The sequence below is a fragment of the Pseudoalteromonas sp. N1230-9 genome (assembly GCF_032716425.1).
In the GTDB taxonomy this organism is placed as follows: domain Bacteria; phylum Pseudomonadota; class Gammaproteobacteria; order Enterobacterales; family Alteromonadaceae; genus Pseudoalteromonas.
In genome coordinates this window covers 1,283,646-1,300,115 of sequence record NZ_CP090419.1, presented here as the reverse complement: position 1 = coordinate 1,300,115, position 16,470 = coordinate 1,283,646, and the positions used below count along the sequence as shown (strand labels likewise).

Here is a 16,470-nt window from a genome sequence, read left to right as displayed (position 1 = left end):
TACTAAATTATGTTCTATTTTACGCTGAAATTACTCTCGAAGTGGTCAGCTTTCTAGCGTACACATGTACTCTGAATGTGTAGCTTATAAATAACGCCAGACTATTTCAAAGAAAACACGTAAAATAATGAAAAAAAGTTCGTTGTTATTTAGTTAAGTCATGATCAAAAACGCAAATATTCATTTTAATCACCTTGGTACACCCGTCGCCGATGAATTTGGCGATGTTTATTTCTCCAATGACGATGGCTTAGCTGAATCGCATTATGTGTTTTATCAACAAAACAATATCTCGCAACGATTACAAAATCATGACCGCAACCACTTTGTGATTGCCGAAACGGGCTTTGGTACAGGGCTTAACTTTTTAAACACATGGCAGCATTTTACAGCTCACCTTGATAGGCAGCATGCAGAGCGAGAAGTTCAAAATCAACACGACCATAGTGGTAAAAAAAGTGTTAGCCGCCTGCACTTTATCTCTTTTGAAAAATACCCAATAAAACGTGATGATCTTATTCTCGCACTCAAGGCATGGCCTACGCTTGCCCTTTATAGTGAACAACTTATTGCAAACTACCCTATCAATTTAGCGGGATGTCACAGGCTCGAGTTCGCTAATGGCCGTGTTGTGCTTGATCTCTACTTTGGTGATGTACAAGACAGCATTGATGCTATGAGCTATTCAAGTGAAGGTATCATTGATGCTTGGTATCTCGATGGCTTTGCCCCTAGTAAAAACCCCGATATGTGGCAACAGAGCCTATTTAATAAAATGCGTACTATTTCGCGCAGTAAAGCCACCCTTGCTACCTTCACCGCAGCAGGATTTGTAAGACGTGGTTTAATAGAGGCTGGCTTTATAATAGGCAAAGCGAAGGGCTATGGTAAAAAACGTGAAATGCTCATTGGCGAATTAGCAGAGTCAAATGAGCAACAATCTGCCCCTGCTTATTTTTCCCACCAGACGAGCAAGTTAAACAATGTGGCTGTGATTGGCGGCGGTATAGCCGGTAGCAGCGTACTGTACTCACTGGCTAAAAGAGGGATTACTACCTCATTATTTTGTCAAGATGAAGCACTTGCTATGGGCGCTTCACATAATGTTCAGGGCGCTGTTTACCCGCACCTACAAGCCAAAAACTCACCGCATAGCGAAATGTTTGCCCATAGTTTTTTATATGCTATGCGCCTTTATCAGCAATTACTTGATGCTGGCTTTGACTACCCTCACCAATGGTGTGGTGTGTTACAACATGCAGTAAAACAAGGCCTTGCCGATAAGCATCAAAACCTTGCCAATAAAGAGCTCTGGCCAACAGAACTAATGCGTAATGTTAGCGCCTGCGAAGGTGATGAAATTGCTGGTGTTGACACAGGCTATTCAGGTGTATTTTTTGAAAAAGGCGGCTGGGTGAACCCACCCGCACTTGTAACGGCACTGTTTAATGCAGCCAACTCACTAAGCACGATTAATAGTCATTTTAATTGCCATATTAAACAGCTCGAAAAAACCGCCGCAGGTTGGCTTTTACATACACAAGAGCAAACATTTGGCCCATTTAGTGATGTGATTAATTGTGCAGGTGAGCACTGCGACCAATTTAGCCAAACTCAAGCATTACCCGTTGTAGGCGTTCGAGGGCAAGTTTCACATGTTCAAGCAAGCGCATCCTCAAAGCGCTTAAAGACCGTGCTCTGTCACAAAGGTTATTTTACGCCTGAGTATCAAGGCCATCACTGCATGGGAGCGACATTTGAAAAAAACTCGAAAAGCCGCGAAGTAAAACAGCAGGACAACCAAACAAACCGCGAGCAACTACTTAGCTTTTACCCAAACAGCGAGTTTGCCAACACCCTAGGTGAGATAACTTCAGCAAAAGCCGCGGTTAGATGTACCTTTATCGATCATCTGCCCATGGCTGGTGAATGGGCAGAGCAAAGTGATTATACCAGCGCATTTGCTAATTTAAGACTAGGTAAACGCTACCAATACCAAACCTTAGAAAAACCTCTACAAGGGCTGCATATACTTACAGGATTTGGGGCGAGAGGACTCTGTAGCGCTCCTTTGTGTGCCGAGCATTTAATTGCCTGCTTGAATAATGAACCAAGGCCATTTAGCGAGCGAGTGAGCCAAGCGATTCACCCTGCCCGCTTTATAGTGCGTGATCTTATTCGCAATAAAATTTAACAGGGGCTTGCAAGCCCTCACCATGTTTAATTAGTTAACCGTTCAACAAGTTCTACTCGCCTATTAAGCTGACGACCTAAGTCGTTTTTGTTGGTTGCGGCAGGTGCATAGGGCCCTACTCCATAGCTTGTTAAACGCGCTTCTTTGATACCGTATTGAGCCACAAGTGCTTTAACAACGGCTTTGGCACGCTTGGATGACAGCGTTAAGTTATACTCAGGGCTACCTTTATCATCGGTGTGGCCAACCACGTACAGGTTTAAACGTTTATTTTTATTTAAAACATCAGCAATCACTTTTAATGATTCCGCTGACTCAGGCTTGATATCTGCTTTGTCGTAATCAAAGAAAATACCATAAATAGCCGCTTTCCCTTTTTGCTCTAGCTGCTTTAATACCTGATCGGGGTTTGTTTTAACTAGGCCCTCTTGTAATGGCTCAGTTCGAATAACAACAAGTTGAACACGCGTGTTACCTTGGTAATTACCAACAAAAAAACCGACATACGTTGTTTGGTTCTCGACTGTACTTTTCATCAGCTGATAGCGAGGCTGTCGGTGATAGTTGTACACCTGCTTTATTGCTATATGATCGCCGAGCGCTTGTATTGCTTTTCTGTCCTTGCCACAGGTTTGGTGCTCACAACTAAACACCGTTTCAAAGCCTTCTTTCGTCAATGCTGACACATAATTGTGGTAAATTTTAAGTGTTGATACTTGCCTAATTACATAGGTAATGCGGGTAATGTCCCCTGTCACTTTTTCAACAGGTAATTGTTTAGTGTTTGTATCGAATGCACCAACTGGCAACGAAAACTCTTCATAGTCAATCTGTTCATATGATTCGATATAACTACCAGGGTAACGGCTTAATAATGGGTGGTCTTTAGAGCCTCTTTCATCATCTTTTGCTGCTTTAGCTACGTTGTTATTTTGCTGTTTTGCAAAGCCAGCTGCATCCGCTTTAATTAACCCTGTTTCAATCTCTTTTACTGCCACGGAAGAAACCATAACACGGGTTTTATTCTGATATTGACCAGCAAAAACCGCCACTGCAAAGTCTGGTGCTTCACCTTTCGTTGCATAAACATAATAAGGTTTACGGTGGTAATTATATGGATTGAAATAGCTCACTGTGTCAGCAAAATCACTGCTTGTACCACATGATTCAAGTTCACATGAGTAAGCTATTTTAAAGCCATCAGCTTTGAGCGCTGCTTTATAGTTTTCAATCACTTTAAGGGTAGCCACATTCTTAATTTCATATAAATTATGACTAACATCACCAATATGCTCAGTATAACTAAAGCGATTTGCTGTTTTTTGGGTCATATCAAATTGGCTCACCAATTTAGTTTGCTCGCCTGCTAAATTGATTGAGCTTTCAAGTTCACTGTTTGGGTAAGGTGAAATAAGGGGCTTTGCCGAGATTGAATAGCTAAAAATGGCCGTTAGTAATACTAAGGCTTTTGAGAATGTTTTCACTTAGAGTCCTTTTTAAAATATCCATGTACCTGATTTAGACTATGCCAAAATTTACTTTTTAATTCAAAGTTTGATTTACCCCCTTTAAAAATAAATAGATACCCCAAGGTCTTTAGTTAACGACGAAACTTACCCAATAGATAGAAGGAGTTTGAAATGAAAACCTTAATCATAGGTGCTAGTGGGCAAATCGGTAAAATGACCACCCAAAAAATGCTGAGCGAAGGCAATGATGTGGTGGCACTGGTTCGTGATAAAAACAAGCTAGCCAATATTGACCACAATAATTTAACCATTGTTGAGCAAGACCTTGAAAACGACTTTAGTCGTGCATTTGAGGGAATAGAGCAAGTGATTTTTAGTGCGGGTTCAGGTGGCGCAACGGGTGCAGACAAAACACTACTCATTGATTTATGGGCCGCAGTTAAAGCTATAAATTATGCAGTGGATGCCAAAGTGAATCATTTTATTATGGTGAGCTCAATTGGCGCAGATGCACCAGACAACATCGAAAGCAGCATTAAGCCCTATTTAGTAGCTAAACACATGGCTGATCAACACCTCATACAAAGTGGGCTAAATCACACCATTATAAGACCAGGTACGTTGCTAGATGATAAGGCCACAGGAGTGTTCACAACAACCCGACCAGCGACACGTCAAGATGCTGTTATTAATCGTGAGGACGTTGCCGATGCGTTAGTCTATATCGCGACTAAAGAGTCTAAAAGCTCACAGGTTTTTGAGTTATTTAATGGCGATAAATCATTAAGTGAATTACCTGCTTTTAATTAAGTGTGTAGCTTATTCCTTGCCAAGCAAGTTGCAGGGAAAGCACAGTTAACACTAAACGAAAAATCTTTTTAAATTTGTCGGATGAAATGCGGTGCAATAATTTTAAGCCAAGCCATGTGCCTATTGCACCGCTTAAAATCATTAATATCACCAAAGGTAGCCATTGCCAAAATGCAAAGCCTACCGCACCGTATAAAATCGCTTTTAGCGTGTGCTGAACCGTCATACAGCTTGAAAAAGTGGCTGTAAACTTAAGCTTATCGTAATTATTCACGTATAAACAACTACCAACCAGTGGGCCACTTGCTCCCACAAACATCGAAGTAAAACTTGTCCAAAGCCCTGCAAACACTCGCCATAGTTTTGATGTTTCTCTCAGTTTTGGGGTTACGCCCCAAAGTAAATACAACACAAACACAGCCACAACAATCTTCATTAGCTCTAGCGGGATCGATGTCACAATAGACGATGCCACTAACGCGCCCAATACACCGCCTAATGAAAAGTATATAAACATCGCTGCATCAATATGTTTAAAGGTAAATAAAAAGCGATTCGCATTAGAACCTAGCTGCACTAAACCATGTACAGGGATCACCACCCCCATAGGTAGCATTGACGCCATAATCACTAGCAACATTAACCCACCACCCGCACCAAACGCAGCGGAGATCATCGATGTAAAGCCGGCTACAACAATCAATACAATTGTGCTGATCGGACTTAATAACTCACCACCTAATAATTCCCAACTCATTAATTCCATTACGTCGCTTTATTATGTTATTTGATTCAAAACTAACATGCTCGACTAAGTTAAACGACTGTTTAAATACCTACCTAGACTAAAAGGTAATCAGTTTAAATACATACAACTGGTCGGACTAGAGGTTTATTTTCATCTGCTGATGGTATATAACTAAGCACACTCAAAGATAAAATAGAAAGTATCCTGCATGGAATTAATGAACGTAAAAACACAAGGTTCTGTGGCCATACTCACCATGACCGCAGGTGAAAATCGTCACAACCCTGCTTTTGCAGAGGCATTTTTAAACTGCCTAAATGACATTGAAGCCAACCCTGCACACAAAGCACTGGTTATTACTTCAAATGATGAGAAATCATGGAGCCTAGGCATAGACACAGACTGGCTAATGCCCGCTCTAAAAGCACAAAAGCTAGACGAAGTGAGCGGTTTTATGCACGCAATGGACGCAGTATTTAAGCGTTTATTACTATTTCCGATGCCAGTAATTGCCGCCATCAATGGGCATGCGTTTGGCAACGGCGCTATTTTAGCCTGCGCGTGTGATTTTAGATTTATGCAAAGCAGCCGTGGGTTTTTCTGCTTTCCGGAAGTTGATTTATCAATTCCGTTTTTACCAGGCATGCTCGCCTTTATTAAAAAAGCCATTCCACACTATCGCTTTAACGAAATGATGCTCACAGGCCGCCGAGTAACCGCAGGCGAACTTGCAAAAGATCATATAATCGAACAAGCCTGTGCAGACAGCGACAGCTTATTTAACACCGCCCTTGAATTTGCCAGCCAATTCGATAAAAAACGCGCTATTTTTGCCGAGCACAAAAAGCGCCTACACAAACAAATAATCGACACCATTGATATTGAAAATAAACCCATCATAGATGCTGTGCAGTTAGTTGTGTGATGTTTAAGAGTAGAGCCTCTAAACCATTAAGTTTAGAGGTTTTTATGTTCGGGAGGGCTGAATAAGACACTTAAAAGCCAGCTGTTACAACCTTAATTGCTATGCTATGAAAGAGTTTGTCAGTGTTAGTGATGCTGGATTATAAGTTGCCAATTATCACTATTATGATTCAAGTAAAGCTCGTAGAATAAAAGAGAAATTTAGCTAAGTTCATTAAATTCAACACCACTGAAACTTTTTAGTTCAATTAATTGCTTAAATTCTTCACCGCAAAACACCCCTATTCCATCTAATAATTTAGATTTAAATATCAATTTATTTTTTATGTCTGCATTAATAAATGCAAAACTTTTAAAACCACTTCTCAAGCCTTTAGAGTAATCCTCAATACATTTGTCAGGATCTTCTTTCCCAAAAACACGGAGGTTAAAAAGCATCATTTCCAAGCCATTTACTTCTATTTTAAGGAACTCACCATACTCATTTAAAAATTGGTGTAAGTAATCATAAGCTTCCTTTGATAGTATTAAGAATCCACCTTGGATATACATATCAACTTTTTCATAATCACCAGATAATGGCTTTATAGACATCACATCTGGCCAGATATTAAAAATACTGTCATTGTTAGCATGTAAATCAAAAATTTTAATCATAAACTCTGCTTCGGCAATGTCTGTATAGCCTTTTAATGATTGATACATTGAATAAGGGTCAAAATCTAATATATCCCCTTGGTCATTCTTACTATTAATTCTGTATACTTTCATGACTGTTAAAATCTCATGAGTTTGATCTTCATGCATTGTTGTTTGAATGAGCGCATTTTTTTACATCTAAAGTGCCCTATGACCTGTTGGAAATACTTCTCATTAATTTTTAAAGCATTATAAAAGTAGAATTTTTAACTTTGCCACAAATAGCTTTATCGCTACTAAATAATAAATGGCATATGACTTAATTATGGCTACTGTTGCCAATTTAGATCATTGGTAACATATTTGGAAAGAGCGAGTAAGCCACAAAATATGCTGAGCTTACCCTATCATTTTAGCCCAGCTCATCGAAAGGAGGTTTGAGCAGATCTTTTAGTGGAATTGGAACTCCATTTTCTTCTGCTTTTTTATACAATTTTATTAATTTCACTAACTCCAATTCATACATGTACGAACTTTCTTCATAGTCATCTTTATCTACGGTCTCAGACTGAGATACAAAATCATTATGCTTAATTGCAGCCTGTAAAGCTTGGATAAAAGACTGATAGAGTTCTTATCTCAATGCTAGGCATGCTTTGCTCCTTTTATTTTAATTCCAGCGTTATACACGAGCTTATCAAGAGCTTCAATGAATCTATCTAACGACATTTCAAAGTTCGGAGATATTGAGTAATGCCAATACTTTTTCCTTGCCATATAATGATCTTTGGTGATTATTAATTCTGAGGGGATATGGGTTCCTTTAGGGATTACAAAATACTCCCAGTTTTTGTAGCCAAAAATACCTTCTTTGTCTACCAGAGATGTGCCTACTCCTTCCTCTGAAAGTACTACTTCCTTCGCTCTATCTTTAATAATAGTAACATCAGGTGCTCTAATATCGCCATTAGGCAGCTGTTTACTGTAAAAATCGGGGTATAAAGGATTAAGCTTATTGTCGACCTCAGAGTTATGAAGCCCTCGCCAAAGCGTCAGCTTTTTTTCTGCTCGATAGATTTTTTCAATATAGCCCCCACTGATTATAACTTGTTACAATGTAATCATAATTCCCTTATTCTAATTCCATTTCCTTATGGCTGATGGTAACGAAGCTAGAAAAATGAATAAAAGCTTTTACGATAAAAAGATATTCATAATTTAAATACAGAGAATTCAATTTGAAACCATGAAAGCTATGACTGAAAATTTTGGCAATAAAAGGCTGCTCTGAAAGTAGCCTTTTCATATTTGGTGTAGCTGAGGGGATTTGCCCCCCTCCGAAAAGCCTCGATTGTAATAGGTAACCAATAAAAACAACAACTTACTTTTTAATCAGAAACTTAGCTTCTTATGGTATCTCTTGAAGTCTTGCCTTATCTCACCAATATGGGCAAAATAAGGACAAGCAATTATAATTTAGCCCACTAATTTAAGTTAAGGAGCAACTATTGAAAACGAGCAAGGCAGTAAAGTTTGACACAGAGGCATATTTCTCAGCACTAGAGTGTTTCGATGATTTAAAATTATTTAAAATGCTAGCTAAGCCGTTTAAGTTTAATACGTCTTATTCTTTAAAAAAGACAGCCTCAAACATAATTGAACAATTAGAAAAACCTTCACAATTAGCTCCAGAAGCAACAAGTTTAAATTTATTAGCTATTTATTCATCAATTTTAGTTTGTCAGAATTCAACAATCTCAGTCGTTGAGCTAGACTCTAACTTGTCCCAAGAGTTAGATAAAATCACTAATGATGATGTTGAACCCACTCTTTATATCCAAAATAGCGACACTATTCATCAATTAAGAAATGGTGTACGCTTTATTGGCTTTTCACGAATAAAAGAAGGGTTAGTTTTTAGTATTGCATACATATCTACCGCTACCACCCAATCAGCTACTGAAAAGAAAGTAAACTATTGCAGCGTATTCAAGCCATTAAAAAAAGATAGGTTTGAAATCAGGGTTTCTGCAAACATCCCTAAAAAAGACCATGATTACGTCAAGAAAGAAGTAATGAATTGTTTCACTGATGAAGTTGGTATGCGTTTCAGCATAATATTAACACGTAGTAATAATATTTGCTTTTTTAAGTCAATTTTAAACTTCTATAATGACCAAGGCTCTGGCAGAGCAGATTCTGTAATAAAAGTTGGGGAATACACGGGGAAAGATGCTACTCTTAATACTAGTCGCAATAAGAGTATGTGTGCAAGAAGCATGGAAGTTTCTAATTTAGATGGAAATTTAGAAAAATATATTTGTCGGGCAATCGTTATTGATTGGAAAAGTAAAGATGATAAAGATTACAAAACAACGCTAACTATTGCACCTAAAAAATTACATTGGGAGCAAAATTCATGCAATTCAATATCATTAAAGCACCCTCTTTCTGTTACTCATGTTAGCAGGCTTTTAGATAATGTCATTGCAAGATCAATATAAAGCTAACTGTATTCAAGCTTATAGAGAAAAAGTGTCCAAATATGGCCATTCTTTCCAAGAACTTGATATAGAGAATGTAATTAAATTTATCGATTACATAGAGAGCTCACCTGAACAATTATACTTCCCAATATATAAATTAAGAGAGGCGAGTGGCTACGATGACCTTGATTCTATCATCTCTCTTGTATGTTTCTTTTCTGAAATCCTATCCGTTGAATACATTTATGATGACGGTTGCGAAGAAAAAGATTTAGATAAAGAGTCAGTATTACATTATCAGAAAGGTACTGGCTTACCCGTATATCGCGAAAGTGGTTTAGAAGTTGAAGACTTTGATTCATCTAATTTCTCATTTTATTGTAATTTGGATTTTAGCTAATGAAATTTACTGCTGAGCAACTTCATAAATTAGAAAAGATTACTGAAAAAGAACAAATATCTAATTTCGACGATTTTGAGAAGCTTTTACATGAAGATTTATGCAGAATAATAAGAAGAATGGAATCTTCATCTGATAAATACTTTGTTGAAAAAGAAGATGATATTACTACTGAAATCGTTGGTAGACTTTATGAAGCTGGGTGGACCAATGTTCAAGAGCAAACAAAAGAAGTCGGGTCCGTAGATATTCACATTGAATTTAATGGCTTTAAATGGATATGCGAAGCCAAGCGAAATTATGGAAATCTTAACTTGTTTGAAGGGCTCTTGCAGCTGACAACCCGCTATGCTAAGAATCAAGACCGAGTTGCATTTTTTATATATCATCAAAAAAAATCTCTTTTGCCATCGATAAAGTCTTTTCATAACTTTTTAACTTCAAAAGAGTGGGTAAGCCGTAAGGGTTTTGAAGATCATATAGACGAAATTGAGGCCTGTTTTGATCAAGTAGAAATACCAGATGATGTAACTTATGATAAAACACCATATACCATCAAGGTTAAGAAGTTGTGTGGTTCTCCACTTATAATAAATATTTTTTGGGCTGATTTTTCATTTATTCCGCTAGATAAAAGTGGAAGACAATCGGAATCTATACAAATTAAAAACGCTAGACTTGCTTTAATGACAGCTTTTTTTGAGTACAAAAAAGACCCCAACCTAGGAACACAGCAATTCATACCGTTATTACAAAAATATTTCAAGTTTGATGAATGATTAAACTTCTAATTTGAGTTGAAAATTATATTTTCAATTAATTTATATGAGGTCCAAACTTAATAGCATCCTCTAAGTGACTTGGTGAAAAATGCAAGTAAACCATAGTTTGCTCAATCTTTGCATGCCCTAGTATCTCCTGTAGTACCAGAATATTACCTCCGTTCATCATAAAATGACTCGCAAAAGTATGCCTTAAAACACAACTACACTGCCCTTTTAGTAAGTTAATATCCGTTTTATTCACAGCCCTTTCAAACGCCTTTCTACAGTCTGCAAATAGTGGCCCTGACTTTTTAGGGATCTCATTAAAAAGCTTTTCACTAATTGGTACTGTTCTGTTCTTTTTACCCTTGGTATTAATAAAGGTGATACGGTAGCTATCGCCTGATTTAATAACCTGAGAACCTTTTAAGTTACATGCTTCACTTATCCTACAACCAGTTGCTAAACAGATTTTAGACACGATTAAAATATGCGGGTTAGTAGAGCGCTTTAATTCATTCAGCAGAGTGATAATTTCGTCTTCCATTAAAAATGAAAGTTCGGTTTGCTGTAGTTTGAACGGTTTAATTTCAGCTAAAGGATTTGGGTATTTTAACTCCCCTACTTCAATTAATTTATTGAACATACTCTTAATTAAAACAAGGTCGTTGTTCTTTGTTTTTGGCCTATTGGCGTTTCACCCGACATACGTTCACCACGCCATTTAACAAAATCTTTAGCCTGTAAATTCATAGCAATTGGATTATTCAGCGCTTCACAAATCATTTCTAATTTAGCTAAAGCGCGCTGCATGCACTTATAGGGGGAAACGGAATTTAAACACAAAGCCTAATAGAGCCTTATTTTTAAATAATTCTACCTTAGATCTTTATGTTTAATACTTTGATAAAACCAATGTGGGCACTAAGTGGACAAATATATCAGGAACAAAAAAGCCAGTTAAAGCATAATGCTCTAACTGGCTGTTTTATATCACTTTAAAGTGGTGGAGCTGGGGGGATTTGAACCCCCGTCCGAAAAGCCTCGACCTTTGGTACTACATGCTTAGTATCGTCTTTTAGTTAACCTTTACAGCTCGGACGAACACGATCTGAAAAGGCGAGGCCGCTTAGTTTTAGCGCTTCAACCCCGGCCAGGGTTTCCATCGCGATCTTGTGTAGGGTGACACTTCAGAACCGGGCCCACAAGAATGCGCCGGAGAAGTGCTAGCGGGCTATTATGCCGCTAGAGCGTAGTTATCGTCGTTTGCGATTACTTTAGATTGCGGCTTTTTTACGAGGCCAACCGCACCTCGACATGCACCTCGGGCGTCTTGAATTCCGTCGAATCCTAATCAGCCCCTGAATTTGATATCTCATTCAGAGTGTAGGTGCAGTATAACTGAGTAATCTGTTTATACTCAAGGCATTAATCAGGATATTTTTGCTAGGTAACTTTGAATGATGAAAAATCCAGCAGGAAAAGTCAGTTTTTATACAAAATTTCACATTTGACGCATACAAGTTCTTAACATAATACTAAAGTTGTGCTCAAATAGGCCTGTTGTTACCTCATATAAAAAATAATTCCGTAGCAACGAACAATAATAATAACAGGCCTTTTTTCAGGACTCCCCAAATGTCGATGTTTACGTTCGATGAGCAAAGTGGATATGTCTCTTTGCTTGAGCACCCGCGTGATGCTGGTTTTCCGGTGACCAGTTCGCAGCTTTTAGAGCTGTTCGAACAATCTTCTTATGCTGAGTTTGAGCTAATAGACGCAAATATAGGCAAATTATTCACACCAAGTAGCCAACATAATACTCACTCACTTGTCATTGCCAAAGCGGTAGACGCGTCAATAGCAATAAGTGTTGATGAAAAGAATATGGTTGCAGAAGCCAGTTTAACAACGGCCAAAGGTGGAAAAATAATCAGCATGGATGATGCCCAAGCAGCTTTGGCCGATGCAGGTGTAGAAAAAGGGGTAAGTCTGCGTGCTCTTGATACCTTTTTAGGGCAGCAATTTAAGCAACCTGCAGGTGCGCATTACAGTGCAATTGTTGCCCACGGTCGTATGCCTAAAGATGGCAACGATGCAAAATTCGTTCGGTTATGCCCTACCGCACAAGATAGAGTATTGAGCCCACAAGCTAAGTCTGGTGGAAAGGTCGATATGCGTGATTTAGGCGCCATTATTACTGTAAACCCAGGTACGCCGCTTATGCAGCGTATTCCAGCGACAGCTGGAGAGAATGGTTTCACTGTTTGTGGTGATGTGTTACCAGCCTCTGCGGGTAAAGACTTCCCCCTTGAACCCTTTGAAGGCACCCGTATTGACCCTATCAACAGTAATATGTTGATTGCTGACTCTAAAGGTGTGCCTGTTGCGCTTCCTCGTGGTATGCGCGTCGATGACGTTTTATGTTTTCATCATGTTGATGTTAGCACAGGTCACGTTGATTTTGATGGCAGCGTCATCATAAGTGGTGACGTTAAAGATGGTATGCGTGTTAAAGCAACGGGCGATATCACCGTATTGGGCTTTGTGGAGTCAGCCACCATTGAGAGTAAAAGCGAAATCACTATTATGTTAGGGGCAATAGGTCGCAAGCGCGAAAATAACGAAGCCTTCACGTGCAATATTGAGGCTGTACGCACAATTTCAATTGGTTACGCGCAATATTGTCATATAAAAAGTTCTCAAGATCTGTTTATCGAACGCCAAGCATTACATTGCGATTTAAGTGCTCGCAGGCTCATTCGTGTTGGTAAGGCAAATAACCCGCGCGGTAAAATTATTGGTGGTAACATTTTAGATGCAATGCGTATTGAAACAGGTGAACTGGGCGCGCCCTCGGGTACAAAAACCCGTGTTTTCATCGCTCAGTATTGGCATGACTTAAGGCAAAAACAGCAACAAATCAGTGATTTTGAAAAGTTACTGGCAACTAAGGCCAGTGCCCTTCAACAAGCTCGTAAAAAAGCCAACAAAATCCCTGATGCCGCTCAACGCGAACACTACATCAATAAAATAACGGCAAGTGAGCAACAAATTAAAATAAAGACGGCTAATACAAAGAAAAAGAAACAATTGGTAAAGCTTAAAATTGCCCGCTTACTGGCCACAAGTCGTTTAAAGGTCAATGAGCTTATGCACCCTGGTGTCGAGCTAAAAATAGCCCAGGAGAGTAAACAGTTTTCACGTATTTACCCACCTAGTTTGATGCGCTATTTAGAAGGTAAAATTACTCAGACGTTTTAGTCTCTTGTTCGGCCGTATCGGCTTGCTCTGGTAACGGCCAACCACCTAATTGCTGCCAGCGATTGACGATTAAACAAAATAATTCTGCGGTACGCTCTGTATCGTAAAGGGCTGAGTGAGCTTGTTTATTGTCAAACTCAATACCCGCTGCGCGGCATGCTTTCGCTAACACAGTTTGACCCAGTGCTAACCCTGCCAATGAGGTCGTATCAAAGCTCACAAATGGATGAAATGGGGTGCGCTTAATTTTACATCGCTCAATCGCAGCATTTAAAAAGCCATGGTCAAATGCCGCATTATGTGCAACAACAACTGAACGCTGGCAACCCGCGGCCTTTTGCGCCTTGCGAACAGCTTTACAAATTTCTTTTATTGCTTCTTCTTCAGGCACAGCACCACGTAATGCAGAGAATGGCTCAATACCATTAAATTCGATAGCAGCTTGTTCAATGTTTGCTCCTTCAAAAGGCGCAACATGAAAGTGTAAGGTATGGTCAATACTTAATACGCCATCGTCATCCATCTTTAAAATCGAGGCGGCGATTTCTAATAGCGCATCGGTGTCTTTATTAAAACCTGCCGTTTCAACATCGATAACAACGGGAAAAAAGCCACGAAAGCGTTTTGCGAAAAGAGTTTGTTCAGTATTTTCCATAGTCTTCTTGGTTTGCCTGTGTAAGCTGGTTATTATGTCAAAAACCAAGGGGGCTCTGCTAGAGCAAATATGATGAAATAGCAGATTCTCACTGCGTTTTTAGGCACAGTACTTGCTTTATATTTATCGACTCCCCTCATTAACTCAGCTTTTGGGGTGTTAAAGCAATAAAATGCCAAATAGTTGGCATTAATGATCAGTTGGAGAATACCTGTGATGAAGCCTTCACTACTTTCTTTAAATTTAGGCCTTTTAACCTTGCTCACCAGTGTGCATGCTACTGGTGCCATGCGTGAGTATGCAGCAACTGCCGATACCTCAAACTGGCAAATGGTTAAAACGTCGCGTCTTGAATGCCAACTAAATCATGAAGTTCCCTATTATGGCGAAGCCATTTTCAGTACAGCTGCCAGTAAAAGTAAAGATGTAAATTTTAATCTTGATATGGTGGTACGCCCAGATAATTATAGTATTGCAGGTTTAAAAGCGGTTCCGCCTCGTTGGCGAGCAGGATTGCCCGCCCGCGATATTGCAAATATGAAGCTGTTGCGTAAGTTTGATGGCGAGCTCGGAAATAAAACAGCATGGGAAATGCTTACAGAGCTTGAAAAAGGCTACCAACCTACCTTTTACTACCAAGATTGGCAAAATACTGCCGACAAAATTGCCGTTGGCCTATCAAGTGTTAACTTTAAGCAAGCTTATTGGGCGTTTTTACAATGCCGCGATTCTATGTTGCCATACAGCTTTGAAGATATTTCGTTCACGGTTATGAACTACGAACCAAATACCAGTAAGCTAACTAAAGCCTCACAAAAACGATTAGAGAAAATTGCCGAGTACCTAAAACACGATACTGGCATTGCTTCTATTTCAATTTCATCATACACAGACAGTTACGGCGGTCGTTGGAACAACCTTGAGCTGTCTAAAAAGCGTGCCAAAGCGATTAAAGAGTACATTGTTGCTTTGGGTATCGATGAAAGCAAAGTCGATACCGAAGGCTATGGCGAAAAACGTCATGTTGCGAGCAATGACAACATTTTAGACCGTAATAAAAACCGTCGTTTAGTTATTCAAATCGCAAAAATGTGATAGCCATTACTCGGCTATCACTCCCCTACCCCAAGCCTACTGGCTTTACACGCTTAATGCGTTTTAGCCACTTATCTCCAAACTGAAAACAAGCAAGGCTCAACATAATAATGGTTGCACCGACAATAAGTGCGTGATCTATTGTTTCATTATTAAGTATTCCACCAATGGCAATTGCAAAGCTAGGCGTAATAAGGGTAGTTAGTGCCACCGTACTAGCGTTTAACTTTTGCAATACATGAAAATAAGCTAATGCGCCAATGAGCGACCCAAAGACACCCAAATAAATAATTGAATACAACGATTTTGCGCTCCACATATGGCTATTAAACTGCCCATCAACAACTAACCATGTAATAAAAAACAAAGGGGTTACAAAAACTAAAGCACCAAACGTTGTCGCCATCGGATGAATCGCTATTTTAACCCGCTTGATCATTACACCACTCAAGCTAAAAAAGCATACCGCCATAAAAACATATAACAGACCACTTAACTGCTCTACGCCCCCCTGAATATGACGCTGACTGACTAAAAACAGCCCTATTAATGCACACCCTAAGGAGGCGAGTTTTATGCCACTGAATTTAGGTTCGTTAAGGATTTTTTGGGCTAGTAGCCCAGATAAAATAGGCGCTAAACCAAACATCAAAGAAATTAACCCTGATGGAACAGTTTTAGCTGCCATGTAGCTAAGTAGCATACCGCCAAAAATACCGATACTCGAATAGCCGTACAAAAATAACGCACGACGGTGCCAAGGCACACGAATATTGGCCACGGCAACCACGAAAGCAGCCAGTACTAACCCCACCAGCATACGTAATAGTACTGCTAAGGTAGGAGCAACAGTTTCACTACTCCAAACAATACCCAATGGGGTTGTAGACCAAATAACCACCATGAAAAAATATGAGGCTTTTACAGGCACACGCTTATTCCTTTAAGAGGCGAAAAAAGCGGAAGAAAATTAGAGAGAATAACCAACCGCTTTGAACGCGGTTAGTAATATTTACTTTATT

The 16,470-nt window shown here is 39.3% G+C and carries 16 protein-coding genes and 1 other RNA gene; 8 read left to right on the top strand and 9 right to left on the bottom strand.

Features of this window, described 5'->3' with window-relative positions; all coding sequences use genetic code 11:
• The first annotated feature begins 160 nt into the window (after nucleotides 1-160).
• A complete protein-coding gene (gene mnmC, locus LY624_RS06080; protein ID WP_130151312.1) occupies nucleotides 161-2,194 on the top strand; it encodes a bifunctional tRNA (5-methylaminomethyl-2-thiouridine)(34)-methyltransferase MnmD/FAD-dependent 5-carboxymethylaminomethyl-2-thiouridine(34) oxidoreductase MnmC in 2,034 nt (677 codons plus the stop codon).
• A gap of 26 nt (nucleotides 2,195-2,220) precedes the next feature.
• On the opposite strand, the gene LY624_RS06075 is transcribed toward mnmC, so the two are convergent.
• Nucleotides 2,221-3,678 carry an OmpA family protein gene (locus LY624_RS06075; RefSeq protein ID WP_130151311.1) on the bottom strand — a complete coding sequence of 486 codons (1,458 nt, stop codon included), beginning with the start codon at nucleotides 3,676-3,678 and terminating at the stop codon, nucleotides 2,221-2,223.
• 156 nt (nucleotides 3,679-3,834) lie between these two features.
• Here LY624_RS06075 and LY624_RS06070 point away from each other — a divergent pair, with 156 nt between their 5' ends.
• Entirely contained in the window at nucleotides 3,835-4,473 is a 639-nt protein-coding gene (locus LY624_RS06070) for an SDR family oxidoreductase (protein WP_130151310.1), read from the top strand.
• On the opposite strand, the gene LY624_RS06065 is transcribed toward LY624_RS06070, so the two are convergent.
• The gene (locus tag LY624_RS06065; protein ID WP_130151330.1) at nucleotides 4,466-5,230 is read right to left on the bottom strand and encodes a sulfite exporter TauE/SafE family protein; all 765 of its coding nucleotides are present in this window, start codon (nucleotides 5,228-5,230) and stop codon (nucleotides 4,466-4,468) included. The two genes, LY624_RS06070 and LY624_RS06065, sit on opposite strands and share 8 nt — an antisense overlap.
• Before the next feature lie 199 nt (nucleotides 5,231-5,429).
• On the opposite strand from LY624_RS06065, the gene LY624_RS06060 reads away from it, so the two are divergent.
• On the top strand, nucleotides 5,430-6,146 hold the full coding sequence (locus tag LY624_RS06060; RefSeq protein WP_130151309.1) for an enoyl-CoA hydratase/isomerase family protein: 717 nt from the start codon (nucleotides 5,430-5,432) through the stop codon (nucleotides 6,144-6,146).
• Between the two features lie 200 nt (nucleotides 6,147-6,346).
• Here the strand turns inward: LY624_RS06060 and LY624_RS06055 are convergent, their stop codons facing one another.
• Entirely contained in the window at nucleotides 6,347-6,952 is a 606-nt protein-coding gene (locus tag LY624_RS06055; RefSeq protein WP_130151308.1) for a hypothetical protein, read from the bottom strand.
• A gap of 477 nt (nucleotides 6,953-7,429) precedes the next feature.
• Entirely contained in the window at nucleotides 7,430-7,840 is a 411-nt protein-coding gene (locus LY624_RS21340) for a Tse2 family ADP-ribosyltransferase toxin (RefSeq protein ID WP_445936735.1), read from the bottom strand.
• A gap of 452 nt (nucleotides 7,841-8,292) precedes the next feature.
• Between LY624_RS21340 and LY624_RS06050 the strand changes: the two genes are divergently transcribed.
• Genes LY624_RS06050 through LY624_RS06040 form a run of 3 tightly spaced genes read left to right on the top strand, consistent with a single transcriptional unit; the run spans nucleotide 8,293 to nucleotide 10,449 of the window.
• Nucleotides 8,293-9,288 (top strand): hypothetical protein, encoded by a 996-nt coding sequence (locus LY624_RS06050; protein WP_130151307.1) that lies wholly within the window; start codon nucleotides 8,293-8,295, stop codon nucleotides 9,286-9,288.
• Nucleotides 9,266-9,670, top strand: coding sequence for a hypothetical protein (locus LY624_RS06045; RefSeq protein WP_130151306.1), 405 nt, complete (start codon nucleotides 9,266-9,268; stop codon nucleotides 9,668-9,670). Before LY624_RS06050 ends, LY624_RS06045 begins: the two co-directional genes overlap by 23 nt.
• Entirely contained in the window at nucleotides 9,670-10,449 is a 780-nt protein-coding gene (locus LY624_RS06040) for a hypothetical protein (RefSeq protein WP_130151305.1), read from the top strand. The genes LY624_RS06045 and LY624_RS06040 overlap by 1 nt, the downstream gene beginning before the upstream one ends.
• 37 nt (nucleotides 10,450-10,486) lie before the next feature.
• Here the strand turns inward: LY624_RS06040 and LY624_RS06035 are convergent, their stop codons facing one another.
• From LY624_RS06035 to ssrA, 3 genes are all read right to left on the bottom strand, one after another.
• Nucleotides 10,487-11,080, bottom strand: a complete 594-nt coding sequence (locus LY624_RS06035) for a tyrosine-type recombinase/integrase (protein WP_130151304.1) — start codon at nucleotides 11,078-11,080, stop codon at nucleotides 10,487-10,489.
• Nucleotides 11,081-11,088: 8 nt separating this feature from the next.
• The gene (locus LY624_RS06030; RefSeq protein WP_165381491.1) at nucleotides 11,089-11,247 is read right to left on the bottom strand and encodes a phage integrase; all 159 of its coding nucleotides are present in this window, start codon (nucleotides 11,245-11,247) and stop codon (nucleotides 11,089-11,091) included.
• A 191-nt stretch (nucleotides 11,248-11,438) separates the two neighbouring features.
• Nucleotides 11,439-11,796, bottom strand: a transfer-messenger RNA (tmRNA) gene (ssrA, locus tag LY624_RS06025).
• 276 nt (nucleotides 11,797-12,072) lie between these two features.
• Here ssrA and LY624_RS06020 point away from each other — a divergent pair.
• Entirely contained in the window at nucleotides 12,073-13,698 is a 1,626-nt protein-coding gene (locus LY624_RS06020; protein ID WP_130151303.1) for a DUF342 domain-containing protein, read from the top strand.
• Here the strand turns inward: LY624_RS06020 and rnt are convergent.
• Nucleotides 13,682-14,353: a ribonuclease T gene (gene rnt / locus LY624_RS06015; RefSeq protein WP_130151302.1), complete on the bottom strand. Its 672-nt coding sequence runs from the start codon at nucleotides 14,351-14,353 to the stop codon at nucleotides 13,682-13,684. The genes LY624_RS06020 and rnt overlap by 17 nt on opposite strands.
• 216 nt (nucleotides 14,354-14,569) lie before the next feature.
• Here rnt and LY624_RS06010 point away from each other — a divergent pair, with 216 nt between their 5' ends.
• Nucleotides 14,570-15,448, top strand: coding sequence for a flagellar protein MotY (locus LY624_RS06010; RefSeq protein WP_341804389.1), 879 nt, complete (start codon nucleotides 14,570-14,572; stop codon nucleotides 15,446-15,448).
• A 25-nt stretch (nucleotides 15,449-15,473) separates the two neighbouring features.
• Here LY624_RS06010 and LY624_RS06005 read toward each other — a convergent pair whose 3' ends face one another.
• On the bottom strand, nucleotides 15,474-16,379 hold the full coding sequence (locus LY624_RS06005) for a DMT family transporter (RefSeq protein WP_130151301.1): 906 nt from the start codon (nucleotides 16,377-16,379) through the stop codon (nucleotides 15,474-15,476).
• Nucleotides 16,380-16,470: the final 91 nt, after the last annotated feature.

Bases quoted from the DNA above. Each gene is read 5' to 3' on its own strand.
- LY624_RS06040 (WP_130151305.1), top strand. From the start codon at position 9,670: ATGAAATTTACTGCTGAGCAACTTCATAAATTAGAAAAGATTACTGAA.
- LY624_RS06035 (WP_130151304.1), bottom strand. From the start codon at position 11,080: ATGTTCAATAAATTAATTGAAGTAGGGGAGTTAAAATACCCAAATCCT.
- LY624_RS06065 (WP_130151330.1), bottom strand. From the start codon at position 5,230: ATGAGTTGGGAATTATTAGGTGGTGAGTTATTAAGTCCGATCAGCACA.
- rnt (WP_130151302.1), bottom strand. From the start codon at position 14,353: ATGGAAAATACTGAACAAACTCTTTTCGCAAAACGCTTTCGTGGCTTT.
- LY624_RS06030 (WP_165381491.1), bottom strand. From the start codon at position 11,247: ATGCAGCGCGCTTTAGCTAAATTAGAAATGATTTGTGAAGCGCTGAAT.
- LY624_RS06055 (WP_130151308.1), bottom strand. From the start codon at position 6,952: ATGCATGAAGATCAAACTCATGAGATTTTAACAGTCATGAAAGTATAC.
- LY624_RS06060 (WP_130151309.1), top strand. From the start codon at position 5,430: ATGGAATTAATGAACGTAAAAACACAAGGTTCTGTGGCCATACTCACC.
- LY624_RS06020 (WP_130151303.1), top strand. From the start codon at position 12,073: ATGTCGATGTTTACGTTCGATGAGCAAAGTGGATATGTCTCTTTGCTT.
- LY624_RS06010 (WP_341804389.1), top strand. From the start codon at position 14,570: ATGAAGCCTTCACTACTTTCTTTAAATTTAGGCCTTTTAACCTTGCTC.
- LY624_RS06045 (WP_130151306.1), top strand. From the start codon at position 9,266: ATGTCATTGCAAGATCAATATAAAGCTAACTGTATTCAAGCTTATAGA.
- mnmC (WP_130151312.1), top strand. From the start codon at position 161: ATGATCAAAAACGCAAATATTCATTTTAATCACCTTGGTACACCCGTC.
- LY624_RS06070 (WP_130151310.1), top strand. From the start codon at position 3,835: ATGAAAACCTTAATCATAGGTGCTAGTGGGCAAATCGGTAAAATGACC.